The 18,850-nt window shown below is 36.0% G+C and carries 14 protein-coding genes; 11 read left to right on the top strand and 3 right to left on the bottom strand.

Annotated features, from left to right (window positions below; genetic code table 11):
- Positions 1 to 290 precede the first annotated feature (290 nt).
- The 5 genes from ACP6PM_RS02915 (at position 291) to ACP6PM_RS02895 (ending at position 4,058) form a co-directional block, all read left to right on the top strand.
- Positions 291 to 1,139: an FkbM family methyltransferase gene (locus tag ACP6PM_RS02915; protein ID WP_426581691.1), complete on the top strand. Its 849-nt coding sequence runs from the start codon at positions 291 to 293 to the stop codon at positions 1,137 to 1,139.
- Between the two features lie 419 nt (positions 1,140 to 1,558).
- Positions 1,559 to 2,533, top strand: a complete 975-nt coding sequence (locus tag ACP6PM_RS02910; protein WP_426581690.1) for an endonuclease/exonuclease/phosphatase family protein — start codon at positions 1,559 to 1,561, stop codon at positions 2,531 to 2,533.
- 21 nt (positions 2,534 to 2,554) lie between these two features.
- Positions 2,555 to 3,304 (top strand): Rossmann-like domain-containing protein, encoded by a 750-nt coding sequence (locus ACP6PM_RS02905; protein WP_426581688.1) that lies wholly within the window; start codon positions 2,555 to 2,557, stop codon positions 3,302 to 3,304.
- A 14-nt stretch (positions 3,305 to 3,318) separates the two neighbouring features.
- Entirely contained in the window at positions 3,319 to 3,735 is a 417-nt protein-coding gene (locus ACP6PM_RS02900) for a XisH family protein (protein ID WP_426581686.1), read from the top strand.
- Complete coding sequence (locus ACP6PM_RS02895) at positions 3,723 to 4,058, top strand: XisI protein (protein WP_426581684.1); 336 nt, start codon at positions 3,723 to 3,725, stop codon at positions 4,056 to 4,058. The genes ACP6PM_RS02900 and ACP6PM_RS02895 overlap by 13 nt, the downstream gene beginning before the upstream one ends.
- Before the next feature lie 386 nt (positions 4,059 to 4,444).
- On the opposite strand, the gene ACP6PM_RS02890 is transcribed toward ACP6PM_RS02895, so the two are convergent.
- On the bottom strand, positions 4,445 to 5,218 hold the full coding sequence (locus ACP6PM_RS02890) for an SDR family oxidoreductase (protein WP_426581682.1): 774 nt from the start codon (positions 5,216 to 5,218) through the stop codon (positions 4,445 to 4,447).
- 414 nt (positions 5,219 to 5,632) lie between these two features.
- Between ACP6PM_RS02890 and ACP6PM_RS02885 the strand changes: the two genes are divergently transcribed.
- From ACP6PM_RS02885 to ACP6PM_RS02865, 5 genes are all read left to right on the top strand, one after another.
- Positions 5,633 to 5,983, top strand: coding sequence for an SH3 domain-containing protein (locus ACP6PM_RS02885; RefSeq protein WP_426581680.1), 351 nt, complete (start codon positions 5,633 to 5,635; stop codon positions 5,981 to 5,983).
- A gap of 178 nt (positions 5,984 to 6,161) precedes the next feature.
- The gene (locus ACP6PM_RS02880; RefSeq protein ID WP_426581678.1) at positions 6,162 to 6,683 is read left to right on the top strand and encodes a photosystem I assembly protein Ycf3; all 522 of its coding nucleotides are present in this window, start codon (positions 6,162 to 6,164) and stop codon (positions 6,681 to 6,683) included.
- 173 nt (positions 6,684 to 6,856) lie between these two features.
- A complete protein-coding gene (gatC, locus tag ACP6PM_RS02875) occupies positions 6,857 to 7,147 on the top strand; it encodes an Asp-tRNA(Asn)/Glu-tRNA(Gln) amidotransferase subunit GatC (RefSeq protein ID WP_426581714.1) in 291 nt (96 codons plus the stop codon).
- 348 nt (positions 7,148 to 7,495) lie between these two features.
- On the top strand, positions 7,496 to 11,569 hold the full coding sequence (locus ACP6PM_RS02870; RefSeq protein WP_426581676.1) for an nSTAND1 domain-containing NTPase: 4,074 nt from the start codon (positions 7,496 to 7,498) through the stop codon (positions 11,567 to 11,569).
- Positions 11,570 to 11,858: 289 nt separating this feature from the next.
- Positions 11,859 to 14,525, top strand: coding sequence for a C1 family peptidase (locus tag ACP6PM_RS02865; protein ID WP_426581674.1), 2,667 nt, complete (start codon positions 11,859 to 11,861; stop codon positions 14,523 to 14,525).
- Between the two features lie 136 nt (positions 14,526 to 14,661).
- Here the strand turns inward: ACP6PM_RS02865 and ACP6PM_RS02860 are convergent, their stop codons facing one another.
- The gene (locus ACP6PM_RS02860) at positions 14,662 to 15,669 is read right to left on the bottom strand and encodes a glycoside hydrolase family 10-like protein (protein WP_426581672.1); all 1,008 of its coding nucleotides are present in this window, start codon (positions 15,667 to 15,669) and stop codon (positions 14,662 to 14,664) included.
- A gap of 223 nt (positions 15,670 to 15,892) precedes the next feature.
- Positions 15,893 to 17,197 (bottom strand): homoserine dehydrogenase, encoded by a 1,305-nt coding sequence (locus ACP6PM_RS02855; protein ID WP_426581670.1) that lies wholly within the window; start codon positions 17,195 to 17,197, stop codon positions 15,893 to 15,895.
- An 807-nt stretch (positions 17,198 to 18,004) separates the two neighbouring features.
- On the opposite strand from ACP6PM_RS02855, the gene ACP6PM_RS02850 reads away from it, so the two are divergent.
- The gene (locus ACP6PM_RS02850) at positions 18,005 to 18,838 is read left to right on the top strand and encodes a class I SAM-dependent methyltransferase (protein ID WP_426581668.1); all 834 of its coding nucleotides are present in this window, start codon (positions 18,005 to 18,007) and stop codon (positions 18,836 to 18,838) included.
- The last annotated feature ends 12 nt before the right edge of the window (positions 18,839 to 18,850 follow it).

Raw genomic sequence — 18,850 nt, 5'->3', positions numbered from 1 at the left:
TTTAAAGTGAATTGGTATAACGTGCCATTGGAGAAAAATATTGAAAGGCTTCACCGAAAAAGTGGGTCTGAAGCCTTCCCCTTTCAGGGATACTTTTGCTAAGATTTCTTTAGGATGATGTGAATTAACGAAAGGTAATTTTACCAAAAAATAAGGTCTAAAGCCTCCCCTTTTAAGGGGATGAAAAAAGTAAGTTTCCGTATTTCAAGCCTCTGGGTTTCCTCGGTCATGCTGCGCAAACAGCCAGAGCTACTGATAACTGATAACTGATAACTGATAACTGAAATGACATGGTGAGACTTCCAACTGAGAAAAAAATCACAATTGCCCGATTGATTAGTAATTTGATTGTTGGGGCTAGAAGAATTTTTGGGCTTTCATCAACTACTAAAGTATATCGTCGAGGTTTACATTGGTCTCTTGATTTAAAAGAGGGTATAGACCTTGCCATTTATTTAGGAGTCTACGAGCCAGAAACAATCAAGGAACTAAAGCGTATTGTCAAGCCGGGAGATTTTGTTGTGGATATCGGTGCAAACATCGGCGCACTAACCCTTCCCTTAGCTGAATATGTGGGAGTTAATGGAGGTGTTATTGCCTTTGAACCAACCTCATGGGCTTATGGTAAGTTACAGAATAATTTATCTTTAAACCCTCATTTGCTCAATCGGGTTAAGACTGAGCAGATGATGTTACTAGAAGAGGAAAAAGAACTACCATCTTTTGTGTATTCGAGTTGGAATCTGTCGGTGAGCGAGGACAAATTGACGCACCCACAACACAAAGGAAGATTAATGACGACTGATGGGGGTCAAGGGATATCACTTGATGGATATTTCGAGAAGAACCCCCACAAGAGAGTCGAGCTGATTAAGTTAGATGTGGATGGCTACGAACTAGCTGTTCTCAAAGGTGCAAGGAAACTTCTTTTACGAGATTCCCCCAAGATAATTCTTGAGATGGCTCGTCAGAATGAGGAAGAGGAAAAACAGTTAGAGAAATTGCTTGCTGAGTTAAAAGACGCTAAATATCGACTAATACATTTAACCGCTAAATATCCAATTATGATGACAAAGGAGGCGATCGAAAAATTATGTCCTCCGGGTGGAAGTATAAATGTTCTTGCACTTCCGCAATAAGACCATTTCTCAAAAAGAATGCTATATCTGATAGGATGGGGAAGTGTGGGAGGTGTGGGGAGAGGAAAAGTAGGAAAAATAATTAGGGTTTGCTGAAAAAGTCTTTTTTAAGGAGTAGGGGAGTAGGGGAGCAGGGGAGTAATTTTTTTGCCCAACTCTTGCCAAAAATGTGCTCCTTTTTGAGCATGAAGATCTAAAAACTAGGTACTTTTTAAAGACCTAAAAAGGCTAAAATATTTATATGTAAATGCTTTTATATTTATTCAGCAAGCCCTAATTACTAACCGACTAATAATTGTCAAAAACAGACTTTTAATCTTGGTAATTATTTGACTGTTGAAGTATAGCATTACTTTTGGTAATTGGTATAAGACCATTCCAAATCTAATCTTGGATATCTTTAATTAACAGGACATTTGATGGATATTTTGGGGATAGAAAAACTAATATACTTGATTTTTGTCATTACTATCGTCTTAGTGACTCTATGTTCTCTGGCTAGTTATTTAGGAAAGTTTCACTATCTGCTCGAACTAACCTGTCATTTGAAAATCCAATATACATTTTTGAGCTTATTGGGGATATTATTTTTTTTATGGGTTAGCAATTCTCTCTGGTTGCTGATTAGTTTATTCTGCCTGACGATTAATTTATTAGAAGTAATCCCGTTTTATATTTCCCCAGATATAATCAAATATCCGAGCGATCGAAAAATCAGATTTTTGCAAGCGAATGTCTTCTATAAGAACCAACAGTATGAGCGATTAATCTCTCAAGTAAAAGAAGAAAATTCCGATCTAGCGATATTTATAGAAGTGACTGATGCTTGGGCAGAAAAATTAGAACTTTTACAAAAAGATTATTCTTATTGGATGATTCATCAAGAGCCACAAATTGCTTTCGATAAAAATGTAAATTTGGGAATAGCAGTTTATAGTAAAATACCTCTAAAAAATACATCAATACAAGATTTAGGGGGAGGAAGAAAAACTGTAAGTACCCAAATCGAGATTCAGGGAAAAACTCTCTCAATATTAGCAACCCATCCCAGCTGGGGTATTGGAAAATATGGGTTTAATTTGCGGAATAAACAGCTATCAGAAATTGCTAATCATATAACACATCAGAAAAGCTCAATAGTAGTTATTGGGGATTTGAATATAACGATGTGGTCTCCATATTACAAAGAGTTGATTAGTAATTCTGGACTGTATAATGCACGAAAAGGCTTTGGTATGATTCCTACTTGGCCAAGCTTTCTCCCGTTATTATCTATTCCAATAGACCACTGTTTGGTAAGTCAAGATATTAGGGTTGTCAGAACAAAAAGTGGTAAAAATATAGGTTCAGATCATTTACCTTTAATCACAGATTTAATAATTACTGAGAACTGAGAACTAATAACTGAAATAACTATGGTGCATCCAAAAGAAATATACGATTTATTGTTAGACTATGGGAATACTAATACTCCCATAAAGGAAATATTAATCGGTTTAACCTGGACTCTGTGTGAAACTGAAAGTATTGGTTTATGTATGAGTCCGGGTACAGTTACACGCACGTTGCCTTGGTCGGGAACTCTGGTTAATAAACCTGCGAAAGAGTTGGCATCCTGGTTAAGGTCTTGGAATAGCTTTGAAGCAACTGTGGGAATGGCAGCTATTAATGCTGAAATAAATGGGCGATCGCTACTTCCGACTCAAGCAGAACCTTTATCTCCTTACGGACCTGGAAATTTGGCAGTATTTGAATATTTTCTACCAATGATTCGTGGAAAAAAAGTGGCTATTATTGGTAGGTATCCCCGGTTATCTCGTTATGAGAATGAGGTGGAGATGACTGTCATCGAACGGCAACCGGGAGCGGACGACCTTCCCGACACCGCATCAGAATATTTGTTACCGGAGGCGGAATGGGTGTTTTTGACAGCGACTTCTATTGCTAATAAGACTTTTCCTCGGTTAGTGGAATTGGCAAAAAATTCTCAGTTAGTTTTGATGGGTCCGACTATGCCTTGGTTAGCAGAGTTAAAGGAATTTGGGATTGATTATTTGGCAGGAGTTACTGTTAGTAATGCTCAAGCTTTAAGACAGACTGTTGCTGAAGGTGGAGGGGTAAGAATTTTTGAAACAGGCGTGCAATATCAAGTGTTAAAGTTGTAAAGTTGTAGTAAATTATGCCTGCTAAAGATGTTTTCCATGATGCTGTAAAAAATGCCTTAATCAAAGAAAATTGGGTTATTACTGATGACCCTCTTTACTTAGAATTTGGTGGAGTTGATTTGTATGTTGATTTAGGTGCTGAAAGAATTGTTGGCGCTGAAAAAGATGGAAAAAAAATTGCTGTTGAAATTAAAAGTTTTATTCGAAGATCACTAATTTCAGAATTTCATAGTGCTTTGGGGCAATTTATTAACTACCGAACAGTATTAAGAAGAATTGAACCGGAAAGAGTTCTATATTTAGCTGTTTCTGAAGATACTTATGAAGCTTTTTTTACTCTTGTATTTACTCAAGTAGCAGTTGCAGACAATCAAATAAAATTGATTATTTACAATCCTGGAAATGAGGTAATTGTGGAATGGAAAAATTAATCAAATATAGGAATTATGTCAAAAATATTATTACTGAGTATAGTCAATACAAACCATCTTATGGAGATATAGAAGTACAAGTTATTTTTGACGAACAAAGAGACCATTATCAACTTCTAAATGTAGGTTGGCATGGCAATAGAAGAGTACGGGGTTGTGTGTTGCAAATAGATATTAAAGATGAAAAAATCTGGATACAACATGATGGTACAGAAATTGGTATTGCTAATGAATTATTAGATTTAGGGGTGCCAAAATCAGATATTATTCTGGCTTTTCTTGCACCTTACAAACGGCAATATTCGGGTTTTGCTGTGTCGTAAAATTAGAAGTAAGGAAGAAGTTTGTAGGTTGGGTTGACGCAGGAAACCCAACAGTATAATTTCTAAAGTGCAGTAAAATAGTTTTTAATAGTTAATAACTGTACAACGTGGTATTCGCTCATCACTGTAAGTTTTTGGAGTGCCTATTGTTGGGTTGCGCTGTCGCTTAACCCAACCTACTAATATCAAGAATTATTTGATTGTGCTTTTGTAAATAATGTTTGCCAAAATAAGGATTTATCATCATCAGTTTGTAGGTTGGGTTTCCTGCGTCAATCCAACAATAGAATTTCTAAGTACCACTTATCGTTATCAGGAATTTGATTTAACAATAAGCAATAAAGTTCTATTTGTTGGGTTGCGCTGTCGCTTAACCCAACCTACTACTATAAAGAATTATTTGATTGTGCTTTTGTAAATAATCTTTGCCAAAATAAGGATTTATCATTATCAGGAATTTCGTTTTTTCCAGCCTGATTAATTATCTCAAAAGTCTGGTTAATTGTGCAGTCTAATTTGAGAGCTTCTACACAAGCTTCAGCAACAATAATTCTACTGGTTTCACCGAGTAATTTATCTCCTTGACCAACAATTATTTTTTGGCGATTTTCACTTGTTGCCTTGATTAATGTATTCAAATCATAAGAAGTATAAGGACCGTCTGTTAGTCTACCTGGTCTAACAATTGTGTAAGGTAAACCAGAACTCTTTAATAAGTTTTCTGCTTTTAATTTATAATCTAAAACTCCAAATAAATTGAGAATTTTATAAGGAAATTGGTCGGAACGTTCGACTCCTACTGAAGAAACTAAAATAAATCGTTTTAAATTAGGAGGCATCACATTAATTAAGTTTTGATTGCCTAAATAATCCGTATTTTCTGGATTGTTACCTCCCCACCATCTAGTTGAAGGAAAAGCTGTAGTTCCGAGACAAGAAATAGTGGCATCTATTTGTTGATTTGCCAGACATTTTTCTAAGGATTTTTGTTCGCGAACATCTCCTGGAAAAATTTTGATATTTGCTGAATCACCAAATAACTTTTGAGCTTTTTCCATATCTCTAACTATGGCAATAATTTGATAATTTTGGGCGATTAATTTGGCAACTACTATTTGACCTACTCCCCCTGTTGCACCTAAAACTAGAATATTTTTCATTAATGGATAATGGATAATGGATAATTACCTCTGGTTAAAACCTTACGGGAATTGAATATAAGGAAATATCCTAGCACTTTTCTCTTGGTCGATTGGATATGGCGTTAACGAAGTGGCTCTGCAAGAGCGGGAGACCTCGCCATCCCATCCTACGGACTGCTCCGCAAACGACCGCTTTTTCCCCTGTCAAGGGGAGGCTTTTAACCAAGGTATTTAATTAATAATTATTAATTATTAATTATTCAGTAATTTGATTGGGATCTGGAGTTTGTTTTTCTGTTATATTGTTATTCATAAATTTCAGTTTTGATATTATTAACTAAAGCTTCGATCGGGTAGCACAATCAATAGCTAACAGCTGAATGCTTACGGTATAATTATATTTTATAGTCAATCCAAAAGAGGAAACAAAATATGAATAACTGGAAAAAATATCTAATAAATGCTGCTTGTGCTTCTCTATGTTTATTAGGCTTTAATACAGTTGTCCTAGCTGTTACCCCTAAAACAAAGATTGTGCCAACTCCAAAATATCAACTGGCTCAAACTCCTATTGGTTATTGTACAGTATCAGACCCAACTGATTCACCTCTGAATGTCCGAGATAGACCAAATGGCGAAGTAATTGGCATCCTGGAAAATGATACAGTAGTGGCTATTGGAGTTACTGATGGTAGTGAAGGTGAAAATTGGACAAGAATTATTCGTCCAATAGAAGGTTATGTATGGGCAAAATATTTAACAGATTGTCAATATAAGTATTGAGGGAGTAGGGAGTAGGGGGAAAGAATTGATAATTTATGTGCTATAATTTACTTTATTTTTTATTATTGGAGAGGTCTATTAATTAGATAAATTTTTGGCCGATATTTCTAAGAAGTTGCACATACTTTTCAAAATTGTTCTACTCTAGTTTATGTACCTGAGAATATAGAGTTGTAATATGCCCAGAACTCAACGTAATGATAATTTCATTGACAAGTCATTTACGGTTATGGCAGATTTGATTTTGAAGCTACTACCAACAAATTATCAAGCTAAAGAAGCTTTTGCCTATTATCGTGATGGAATGTCGGCACAAGCTGATGGAGAATATGCTGAAGCTTTAGACAATTATTATGAAGCTTTAAAATTAGAAGAGGACCCTAATGACCGGAGTTATATTCTTTATAATATAGGCTTAATTCATGCTAGTAATGGGGAACACGATCGAGCATTGGAATATTATCATGAAGCATTAGAAAATAATCCCAGAATGCCTCAAGCTTTAAATAATATTGCTGTTGTTTTTCATTATAGAGGAGAACAGGCAAAAGAAAGAGGTAACTCAGAAGAAGCGGATGGCTGGTTTGATAAAGCTGCAGAATATTGGAAACAGGCAATTAGTTTAGCTCCTAATAATTATATTGAAGCTCAAAACTGGTTGAAAACTACTGGGCGTTCAAATAAAGATGTATTTTTCTAATTAGGGAGTAGGGAGTAGGGAATAGGGAGTAGCTTACAAGGTGGGAAAGTAGACAAGGTAGATTTGGGGGTAAAGCAGACAAAAAACAACAAACGCCTCCAAATTAAAACTTAAATTTAGTCATCTATCACGCCAGAATTTTATAGTTTTGAAAATAGGAAAAGTTACTGATGATTATAGACAATGAACAAGTGCGTAAAGTTGCACATTTAGCTAGATTAAAACTCAAACCAGAAGAAGAAGAAAAATTTACTACTCAGTTAAGTAGTATTCTCGAATATTTTGAACAGTTGAGTGAGTTAGAGACGGAAACTGTGCCTCCTACTACTAGGGCAATTGATGTTAGTAATATTACTCGTGACGATCGTTTGGAACCTTTTCCTAACCGAGAAGAAATTCTCTCCTGCGCTCCAGAACAAGATGGGGACTTTTTTAAAGTTCCTAAAATTATGAGTGAAGAATAAAAGCTCAAATATTAGGGTAGCATATTTATAGCGGTTTTCATAAAGGTAGATTACAGAAACAAGATAAGTATATTTGAAGTTTGATAAGTTACAGACCTGATAGTTATATTCTATGTGAATGAAAACTGCTATATATTTGCCCTATTAGACAAAATTTATTTAAAGATAGAAAGATTAGTGATCGCTTACCTAAGATTAGTGAAGCTCTAATTTACACTGGAATGATTTCAATTTTATTAAAAAATAATTTAATGACCGAAAAATTAGAGTCTTAAATCTCGCAATACAGCAGGAGATACCGATCGCTGTTAACGAAGTTCCTCCAGAGGAGGCTAACTGATAACTAAAATGACCAATAATTCCAATCCCAAAACTATCCTCATCCTCGCAGCTAATCCCAAAAATACTGCCCCCTTAAGATTAGACCAAGAAATACGAGAAATAGACGAAGGGTTACACCGAGCTAATAAACGGGACAAATTTCAATTACAACAAAAATGGGCTGTTCGTGTCCGTGACTTTTATCGAGCTATTTTAGATTATCAACCTCATATCGTTCACTTTTGTGGACATGGTGCGGGACAAGATGGTATTGTTCTCGAAGATGACACGGGACAAATGGTGCTAGTTCAGACAGATGCTCTGGCTAGTATGTTTAAATTGTTTGCTAAAAAAAGTGTAGAATGTGTACTTTTAAATGCCTGTTATTCAGAAGTACAAGCGGAGGCTATTAGTCAATATGTTAATTATGTTATTGGGATGAATAAGGCGGTGGGAGATAATGCTGCTGTGGCTTTTGCTGTGGCTTTTTATGATGCTCTTGCTGCTGATTATGAGGTGGAGGAAGCTTATGAATTAGGTTGCTCCCAAATGATGAGTTATCTAGAAGATAAAACTCCCATTTTAAAGAAAAAACATTTAACTGATACTTCTATAAATGATGAGAATTTAATTACTGAGGATGATGTAATTCCCCCTAATCCCTATCAAGGTTTATCTGCTTTTCAAGAGGAAGATTCTGACTTCTTTTTTGGGCAAGAAAAGTTTGTTAATAAGTTAGTTGAAGTTACTCATAAACAACCTTTAATTGCTGTAGTTGGACCTAGTGGTAGTGGTAAATCTTCTGTGGTATATGCGGGATTAGTTCCTCAATTGAGAACAGAAAAAAAATGGTTGATTGAGTCATTTTTGCCTGGGAAAGAACCGTTTTTATCTTTAGCTTTTGTGTTGGTTGGACAATTGGAACCGGAAGCTGGTGAAACGCAAAAATTACGGGAGGCAACGGGATTAGCTAGGGATATGCAGGAAGGTAGAATCACTTTGTCACAGGTAGTTAATCGCATTTTAGAACGTAATCATGGTCAACAATTATTGTTAATTGCCGACCAATTTGAGGAATTATATACCCTTTGTCGGGAAAAGGAAAAACAGGAACGTTTTGCTGAGGTATTGTTAACAGCTATTCGGGAAGAAAATGTCAAACTTATTTTAACTTTGCGGGCTGATTTTTATGGATATGTGCTTTCTTATCGTCCGTTTCGAGATGCTTTGCAGGAATATACGCCACAGTTACTTAGTTCGATGAAACGGGAAGAGTTACAACAAGCAATTGAATTACCTGCTCAAAAATCAGAGGTACAATTAGAGGCAAAATTAACGGAAAGAATTTTGGATGATGTGGGAGAAGAACCGGGTAATTTACCATTATTAGAATTTGCTTTGACTAGGTTGTGGTCAAAACAAGAAAACCGAGTATTAACTCATCATGCTTATGAAGAAATAGGAGGGGTAAAAAAAGCGATCGCTAATCATGCAGAACAAATTTTTCAACAATTAAAAGAGACAGAGAAAAAACAGGCAGAGCGAATATTTCTCCAGTTAGTACGTCCGGGGGAAGGTACAGAAGATACTCGGCGTGTTGCTACTCGTGGAGAAGTGGGGGAAGATAATTGGAATTTGGTGAGTTATTTGGCGGGGTATCAAGCGCGGTTGGTGGTGACGGGGAGGCGGGAAGAAGAAGATACGGTAGAGGTGGTACATGAAGCTTTAATTCGAGAGTGGGGAACTTTGCAGGGGTGGATCGATGCTAACCGTGAGTTTAGGACATGGCAAGAACGGTTGAAGGTGACATTACGGGAGTGGAAAAAGAATAACAATGATCTGGGAGGGTTATTGCGGGGTGTGCGGTTGAGTGTGGCGGAAGATTGGTTGCGTAAACGTGGGGGGGAGATGACAGAGGAAGAGCGAAATTTTATTCAGGTTAGTTTTAAAGAAAGGGATAGGGAGAAAAAAGAGCGGGAACGTAGGCGACAACTGACAATTATTGGGTTGAGTGCTTTTTCCTTTATAGCTTTGAGTTTAGCTGGAATAGCTGGGTGGCAATGGCAGAATTCAATAAAGAGTGAGATTCAAGCTCTCAGTGCATCCTCTAAAGCACTTTTTACCTCAAATCGATATTCCTTTGATCCGTTGATTGGTGCTTTGCGAGCAGGTAAGAAATTGAAAAATTCCATTTGGTGGAGAAATGATGCCAAGCTCAAACTAGAAGTTATGGAAGCATTGAGTGCAATTTACTGGGTAAGAGAAAGCAACCGCTTAGAAAATCATCAAGGTTTTGTTCAGCAAGTCAAGTATAGTCCCGACGATCAAACTATTGCCACCGCAAGTTTCGACAACACAGCTAAACTTTGGAGTACTGATGGTAAAGAACTTGTTACATTGGAAGGACATACAGCAGATGTTGTGGATGTAAGTTTTAGTCCTGATGGTCAAACTATTGCTACTGCTAGCAGAGATAAGACTGTCAGACTCTGGAATAAACAAGGAGAGCTTTTAAATACTTTCAATGCCCATGAAAATGTTGTTTGGAGTGTTAGTTTTAGTCCAGATGGTAAAACAATAGCTACCGCTAGTGCTGACCAAATAGCAAAGCTTTGGACACTAGATGGTGTTTTGCTGAAGGATTTAAAAGGTCATAAGGGAGAAATTTTCAGAATCAGCTTTAGTCCAGATGGTGAAACAATAGCTACTGCTAGTGCTGATAATACAGTAAAACTATGGGATATCCAAGGTAATTTACTTGATACTTTCACTAGACATACGGATAAAGTAATGAGTGTTAGTTTTAGTCCTGATGGACAAACTATTGCCTCTGCTGGAAAAGACAAAAGACTCATCCTTTGGAATAAAAAAACTAAAGAACCAGTGTTTCCCCCCGTGAATAACAAAGATTCAGTTGCAATTACATATGTAAGCTTTAGTCCAGATGGTCAAACTATTGCTACTGCATATCAAGATGGAAAAGTACAACTACGGCGTAGTAAAGACGGTTTACTATTAGAAACTTTAGAAGGACATAAAGATCGAGTCAACAGTGTTAATTTTAGTCGAGACGGCAAAACTCTTATATCTGCAGGCAATGACAGAAAAGTCAAAATTTGGCCTTCAAATGATTTGCTGACTCATTTTGTTGGGCACAAAAGTGAAGTTTACGGTATCGACATTAGCCCTAAAAATAATATTTTGGTAACTGCTAGTGCAGACAAAACGGTCAAACTTTGGAATTTACATGGTCAGGAACTTCAAACATTTCAAGGACATGATGAAGCCGTTTTGAAGGCTCATTTCAGTTCAGATAGCAAAAAGATTGCTTCTAACGGTTACGGCAAAACAATCAAACTTTGGAATTTACAGGGACAGGAACTTCAAACACTCACAGGGCATAATGATTCTGTAGTGAACCTCGCTTTCAGTCCAGATGGCGAGATAATTGCCTCTAGTAGTAGAGATCAGACTGTAAAGCTTTGGAATTTACAGGGACAGGAACTTGAAACACTTACAGGACATAAGAATGCCGTTATGGATGTAAGTTTCAGTCCTGATGGCAAGAAGATTGCTTCTGTGGATCAGGATGGATACTTGAAACTCTGGAATTCTGATGGAAATTCTTTAGATAGCTGGGAAGCACACAATCCATTCTCAGCCTACAGCATTCGCTTCAGTCCTGATGGGCAGGTTATTGCAACTGCTGGTGAAGACCAAACTGTGAAATTATGGAATCTAGATGGCGTTCTTCTCAGTTCTCCTTTGGACTTTAACGGTCATACTGCTGCAATTGGGGGCATGGATTTTAATCCTTATCAAGAAATAATTGCTACCGCTAGCGATGATGGTACAATAAGAGTCTGGAAGCTCAATGGCACATTAATCACCCCCCTATTAGGGCATAACCAGGCAGTTAGCTCTGTGAAGTTTAGCCCTGATGGTAAGATGCTTGCCAGTGCTAGTTCAGATAAGATTGCACTTCTATGGAATGTTGAGAATTTAACCTTGGATGGATTTATAAAGTATGGATGTAATTGGTTGAGTGACTATCTGAAAAATAATCCTAATGCTCCGAAGGATATTTGTAATGATATTTAAAGGTGACTAATATCATTTTAGGATAATTACAATTACTTTTTGTAAAGTTTTTGTTTGTAGTATTGGTCTAGCCTATAAAATAATATCTATAACTTGGGGCTAAAGCAATACTACAAGCTTTAATCAGGGTTTTTTGAGCTGAGGAGACGTTTACATTTTGTTAGATAGGGATTTAACTAATTTTAATGCCTACCTATTTATTTAAGCCAATTAATTATTCCTGAAATACTTTTCTCAAAGATTTAATAACCATAAAAGTGTTATTCATTTAATAATAGAGGAGAAAAAAATGCCAAATAAAAACTGGAAGGATAGAGGACTGGGCTGGATTCCAGAATATCCAGATTTACGTGACTATTCTATTGGTAATGAAAAAAATGTTAGATTAAAAGTAGAAGAAAAGACAGCTTTAGTTGAAAAACAAGCGAGCAATTTACTTAAATTAATAGAGGAAATGAATAATGAACTGAAGACAATTAAAGAACTGAAGACAATTAAAGAACAGTTAAAAGAAAAAAGTCAAGATACTCCCGAAGATACTACCAATGAAGTTCCAATATCTAGTAAAAACGAAAAAAATACTCAGAATATAATAGATAAATTAAAAAATGAAATCTTCGACGAGATTATCTTTATTAAAGTTAAAGTACATAAAGTTTTTAGATATTCATTTCTTCCAGAAAATGAACTGATTAACAAAGTACCCGATCAAAACAACCTATCTAGACAGCAAATACTCGAACTCAAAAAGTATCTCAGTCTTTTAAAAATAGAAAAACAAGAAACTAAAAAGACTGGAGAGCAGGAAGTCGATTTTACGAAAGCCCAAGAAGTTTTTAAGTGGATGAGGAAAGAAAATTATGATTTAACAACTCAAACACTTGTAAAAAAATTCCAGGAAAACCAAAATATCCAACAAGACGGTATTTTTGGATTAGAAACTTATATGACTTTAAATGAGCACTTTTCTAAAGATAAAAAACAACAAACATCATCGGATTATCAGTATAACAATAGTATATCTTTAAACAATAAGCTGATCTCAAAAATTAGATTTGTTTCTGTAACTTCGTTAATACCAAGTATAGCCATTGATACATTATTAGATTTTCTTATTAAAAAAGCTGTAGAAAATATATATAAAGAATATCAAGAAAATTACGAGATTTCAAAATCCACAAAATATAAATTATATCCCATTATTTTTGAACAAGATTTTTTAGAAAAAATTGGAGTTGGAGAAACAGATTTTTTTAAGAATCGGTTAAACGACGAATATAAAAGAGTTTTTCAAGGCATTATCAAAAAATATGATGAATATAAAAGTCAAAATAATGATTCAACACTAGACATCCCCGATGATTCATCTAAAATAACTATAAATAAAGCTACTATAAAAAGCTTCTTAAATCCTAATTTCAGCATAAGTCCACTGGAAAAATTAAAAACAGAGGCTTCAAAAGATTTGTGGTCAGAAATTAAAAGCAAAAATAATAACAAACCCTTTCTGTACCCGGAAATAATAGAAGCATTCCGTGATTCTTATTTAATTGAGCCAATAGTTTCCAGTGCTATAAAAATGTTATATCCCTTAGCACAGTTTAAAAATAAAAAATTTGAAGAATTGATAGAAGAAGGTTTGAATAAATTTGAAAATGCTTTATTATTTTTAGACAATTCTAATCTCGAAATCAGTGACGAAGACAATCAATTAGCTGGACTAGCTGAAGCTGCAATTCAAAAATCACTGCATCTTCTGAAAATGCAGATAGAGTCACTTGTAGAAGAAATGCAAAACAACTCTAAAGATCAGATAGAGTCACCTGAAGAAGAAGTGGAAAACAACTCTAAAGATGAGGATAAATATCAGAGCCAGATATTTTTATGTTTTCTAATAACAAAATATTTCAATCACTTTGAGAAACAAATTAAAAAATTTGAAGACGAAATTCAAACAAATGAGGCAAGTCAATCGAATATAAATATATTTGATAAGCAGGATTTGTTTGAAATTGATTATGGAGAAAATTCAGACTCAGAAAATTCAGACTCAGAAAATTCAGAACTTTTCCCAACCTTAGAGCTAAGTATTCCAATTGTTGATAATGATGTTTTAAAAAAAATTAAATCTAATTGTCAAGATACAAATAAAAAGCAATATAGTCTTCTTCCTAGTCTTGTAGATTTGAGCTTTTGGTGTTGTCCAGTTAGAGACCAAGGTTCACTAAATTCATGTACAGCGTTTGCAGCCATTTCATTATATGAGTACTTTGTCAATAGAGCTTTTAACAAGAAAATAGATGCCTCTCCTTTATTTCTATACAAAGCTGCACGTAACAAAATGAATGTTACCGAAGATGTGGGCTCATCTATACGAGAAACAATGAAAGCACTTGCATTATACGGTGTCCCACCGGAAGATTCTTGGTCTTATGATGAAGATAAAGTAAACGAAGAACCTCCTGCATACTGTTATGCCTATGCTCAAAACTATAAGTCACTCAAATACTTTCTTTTAGATTATGCAGGTATTCAAAAAGAAACTTTGCTGTTTCAAATTAAAGCTGTTCTAGCTGCTGGCTTCCCTTGTATATTTGGATTCACAATGTATCGCTCTGTCTATGATGACTCAAATGACCCTGGTCATATTCCGTTTCCAGATCCAGAAAGCGATAAAGTAGTTGGAGGACATACAATTGTTGCAGTTGGTTACGATGATTTCCAGTATATCCAATGTGCTGACCGCAAAAAATATTCCGAAGGTGCATTTTTAATTCGGAACTCTTGGGGAGAGGACTGGGGAGTTAAAGGTTATGGATGGCTTCCCTACGACTATGTTTTAGCTGGACTTACCGCTGCTTGGTGGTCTCTAATTAAATCTGAATGGTTTAATGAAGGACATTTTGGAGCAACTGGAAGTGGTGGAGTTCCTGGTGGAGGGAACCCAGGAGGTTAAAGCAACGGAAACCAATTTATACCAATTTACTTTAAAGCTGTCACAAATAGTTTCAAACTTTCAAGCTGACTGCTGAATGCTTACGAAAGTTAGCGATCGCTAATTCCCTTAAAAGCTGGATACTCTTCCTCCTCTGTCAAAAAAACTGTGCTAAACGACGTAATACCAAATATTCCCAACTAAAGATCGAATAACCATAGCCTTGTTGCTTAACTGCTTCAACCTGTTTTTCTACTGTATTAAGTGAGAAAGGAACAACATTCCAGGTTGCTGAGAGACCAACTCCAACTGGCACATAATAAGAAGCAGTGTAAATACCAGAATTTGATAAACTTGCTATTACCGCTTCTGGTGTTGGGCGATAAACCTGCAATACTACTTCATCTACTATGCCTTGTTCCACCCACGACAACCAATCTTGATTGTATTTTGAGACAGCAAAGTTGTAAGGGTTAGGGGAAAGACTAACCACGAGTTGGGGATTTTTAGCTTTAATGTGACTATACACCTTTTGGGTTAACTTTGTTAACGCCTGACGTTGATTACTATTACCAAAAGTCTTGGGAACAGCCCAATGATCGTCTAGTTGAATTCCTTCTAACCCTTTGATTTTCAAAATATCATCTATGTGACCTAAGATATATTCTTGAACTTCTGGATGAGTTGGATCTAGCCAAACATTTCCATCTTCTACAGTTTCCCCTTCTACTGTTTTAAGTAACCAGTCTGGATGTTTCTTAGCAATAGTATTTCCAGGATAAAGCATCATACCATATTCAAACCAGGCATAAGGCTTTAATCCTTGACGACGAGATTCTTGCACTGCTGCTTTGAGAGGATTAGTCAAAGGAGGACGCAATAGAAAGTGAGTAGAACTGTGAGAAGTCGGGTAGAGCGTTCCTTTTAAACCATAAACACTAAAGTAAACACGGTCATATCCTGAAAGAGAAAGGTGATGTAGGATTTCATCTAAGAATGTGGTGTGATGTAGAAATGCTGTGGCAACATTGGTCATCCAAATACCCTGCATATTCTCTTTAACAACAGGAGAACGAGGAGACGCATGATTAGTCGCCACCAACAATAAGCAAACCCCTATAGTAATGGGTAACCATCTGAAGAACTTTTTGATCATTCTTTTCATTAGACATCTCCAGAAACTAAGCTTTACTCTTCATTACAAAGGTTTGAGATTAAATTTCGGAGAAGTCTATTTTCAAGTTAAGTTTTTCTAATAGAACTTACGCAGTACAACGTATTTTTGTCATTGCGACCGACAGGGAAGCAATCTCAAATCGTAGTTTTTCCTACCTCATGCGTAAGTCCTGTCTAAGTTGGTGTTTAATTTCCATCTGATTTTTTTGTTTCTACAAGACCCTCAAAACACTAGGAATGCTATCAATAACATCTAATGATTGAATTTCCTCTAATGCTTGCCGGAAGTTACCTTCTCTTACATCATGGGTAACAACAACTATTTCTGCAAGTTGGTCTTGTATTCCTGTTTGTACCACAGATTCTAAACTGACATCATGCTTACCGAAACAAGTACCAAGTTTACCAATGACACCAGAGTTATCTTTCGTAAGGAAACGAGCATAAAATCTGGTGACAAGTTCGGTCATCGGTGCTGTTTCACAATAATGTTGGTGGGTACAACTTAATAATGGGTGGGGAATAGGTTCGGTTTCCGTTTGCAGGATAGCAGCAATACTCATAATATCGGAAACGACGGCACTTGCAGTCGGACCAGAACCAGCACCAGGGCCAAAAAACATCACTTGTCCGATGGGTTCTCCTTCGATCAGAATAGCATTGTAAACATCGTTGATACTGGCAAGGGGGTGAGTTTTGGGAACTAGAGTAGGATGTACTCTTAGTTGTAGTTCCTCTGTGCTGGAGTTGGTATTATTGGGGTCTCGCTTGGCGATCGCTAATAATTTAATTACGAAGTCTAGTTTATCCGCATAGGCAATATCTGCTGCGGTTACTTGACGAATCCCTTCGCAGTGGATATCTTCTAATTTTATTCGACCACTAAAAGCAAGAGAAGCAAGAATGGCGATTTTATCTTTGGCGTCCAACCCTTCCACATCAGCAGTGGGGTCTGCTTCTGCGTAACCTAACTTTTGAGCATCAGCTAGAACATCTGCAAAATCTGCTCCCTCTTTTTGCATTCTGGTAAGGATGTAGTTAGTAGTTCCGTTGATAATACCGATTACAGAATGAATGCGATTTACTCCCAGAGATTCTTTGAGAGGTTGAATGACTGGGATACCGCCTCCCACTGCTGCTTCTAACATGACATAAACACCTTTAGCGTTAGCTGCCTCAAAAATTTCTGGACCGTAACGAGAGATGACAGCTTTGTTGGCGGTAACGATGTGTTTACCATGTTCGATAGCTTTTAGAATCAGACTTCTTGCTGGTTCCAACCCACCGATGAGTTCTATTACTATGTCTACATCTGGGTCAGTAGCGATCGCCTCTAAATTTGTTGTTAAAATATCTGGAGATATATTTATATCCCTAGTTTTGGATACATCGCGCACTCCCACTCGGTATATCTCCAGTTCCTGAATTAAAGGATGGCGACCTTGTGGGGATAGCAAAATTTTTGCTGTCCCTGTACCGACTGTACCTAATCCCAACAAACCGATTTTGAATCCCACAATTGTTAACCCTTACTGAATTCAATATTTTGACTAAAGTTCAGCTATAATAGAATAGCCGAATATTATTTAATTTTAACAGATAAGTTAAACAAAAAAATAGTCTCTTCTGGAAAAATATTATTTCTAGTTAAATATTTATGATTCAAATAGTTAGTTCATTTCAGTTATGAGTTATCAGTACAGAGGTTTGAAATACTGAAGTTGATTTTTTTCATACTCTTAAAATGGGAGGTTTGAGACCTTATTTTTTGGTCAGTAGTGGTAGTAAGGAGTAGGGGAAAAGTTTAAATATATTTTATCTTGTAGGAATAATTTTTTTACCGAAAAATTCAGGTATAAAGCCTCTCCATTCATGGAGAAAAAGCGGTCGTTTGCGGAGCATTCCGTAGTGGACCGACACAGCTAAAATGGTGCGTTACGACGGATTGCTTAATTCCTTTCATAGTCTTAACTTAAGCCGTCTAACGCACCCTACAATTTTGCTGTTTCATCTTAAATATTGCAATAGATGTAGGTTGGGTTGAGGGACGAAACCCAACAACAATCTTTCTCCTCTACTTCCCTACTCCCCTGCTCCCCTACTCCCTAATGCACTATTTTAGGTGAAACAGTCGAGTAGGATGGGAAGGAAAAACTTAGTCCAATATAAATTATTTCCGATCCTTGAGTAGAAGTTATTGCCTAACTAGAGGTCTTCTTAGAAAAACTTATAGTAAATTAATATATAGGATAATTTTTATTGTAGTTAGTCAAAATTAAATATTATAATTAAAATTTTTGTCACAATTAATTTGAGATTTTTTTATGAATCAACTTAACTTAAATAATTATAAACAAGAAATAGCAGACTTATATACTAGAAGAAGTGAGAGATATGATAATAGTCATTGGCACTGGAGAATTGCCAATCATTTAGTTGAACATGGACAAGTAAATCCCGGTCAAAAAATTTTAGATATTGCCACAGGAACTGGTCATTGTGCTATTGCAGCAGCTCAATTAATGGGTGAAACAGGAAAAGTAATTGGGATTGATATTGCACCTGGAATGATTATTCAAGCCCAAAATAAAGCAAAAACTATGAGTCTAAATAATCTAGAATTTTTACTAGCTGATGCTGAAAATATTGATTTTCCAGAAAATCATTTTGATCGGATTTTTTGTGCATCTGCATTTATTTGGATGTCCGATCTAATTAAGTCTCTGCTTCTTTGGCGTAAATTTCTCAAACCAGGGGGTATTCTAGGAATTCAAGCTTTTGCTGAAACGGCTTTTGTTGGTGGAGTTATTACACAAAAAATTCTGGAAAAATATGGTATTTCATATTTGATGAGTAAACCAACTGGAACAGTTGAAAAATGTCAAGACCTGCTTAAAAAAGCGAATTTTGAGTCAATTGAAATTCAAGTGGAACAAGATGGTAATTATATTAGTTTAGAAGAAGCACAAAAAATGTGGTCTGGAACTTCTCATCCTGCACCAGGGCAATATCCTCATCCTTTATCACAGCTTTCAACAGAGCAATTGAAACAAGCTAAACTAGAGTTTGAAAATGAATTAAAAGTGTTACAAACTGACCAAGGTATCTGGAATGATATAACGACTTTCTACATATACGGTCGCAAACCAATGATTTAGATTTAGGAAGGG

Origin of the sequence: Dapis brunnea BLCC-M229 (assembly GCF_050015995.1) — a bacterium.
In the GTDB taxonomy this organism is placed as follows: Bacteria; Cyanobacteriota; Cyanobacteriia; order Cyanobacteriales; family Microcoleaceae; genus Trichodesmium.
This window is presented reverse-complemented; position numbering and strand designations above follow the sequence as displayed.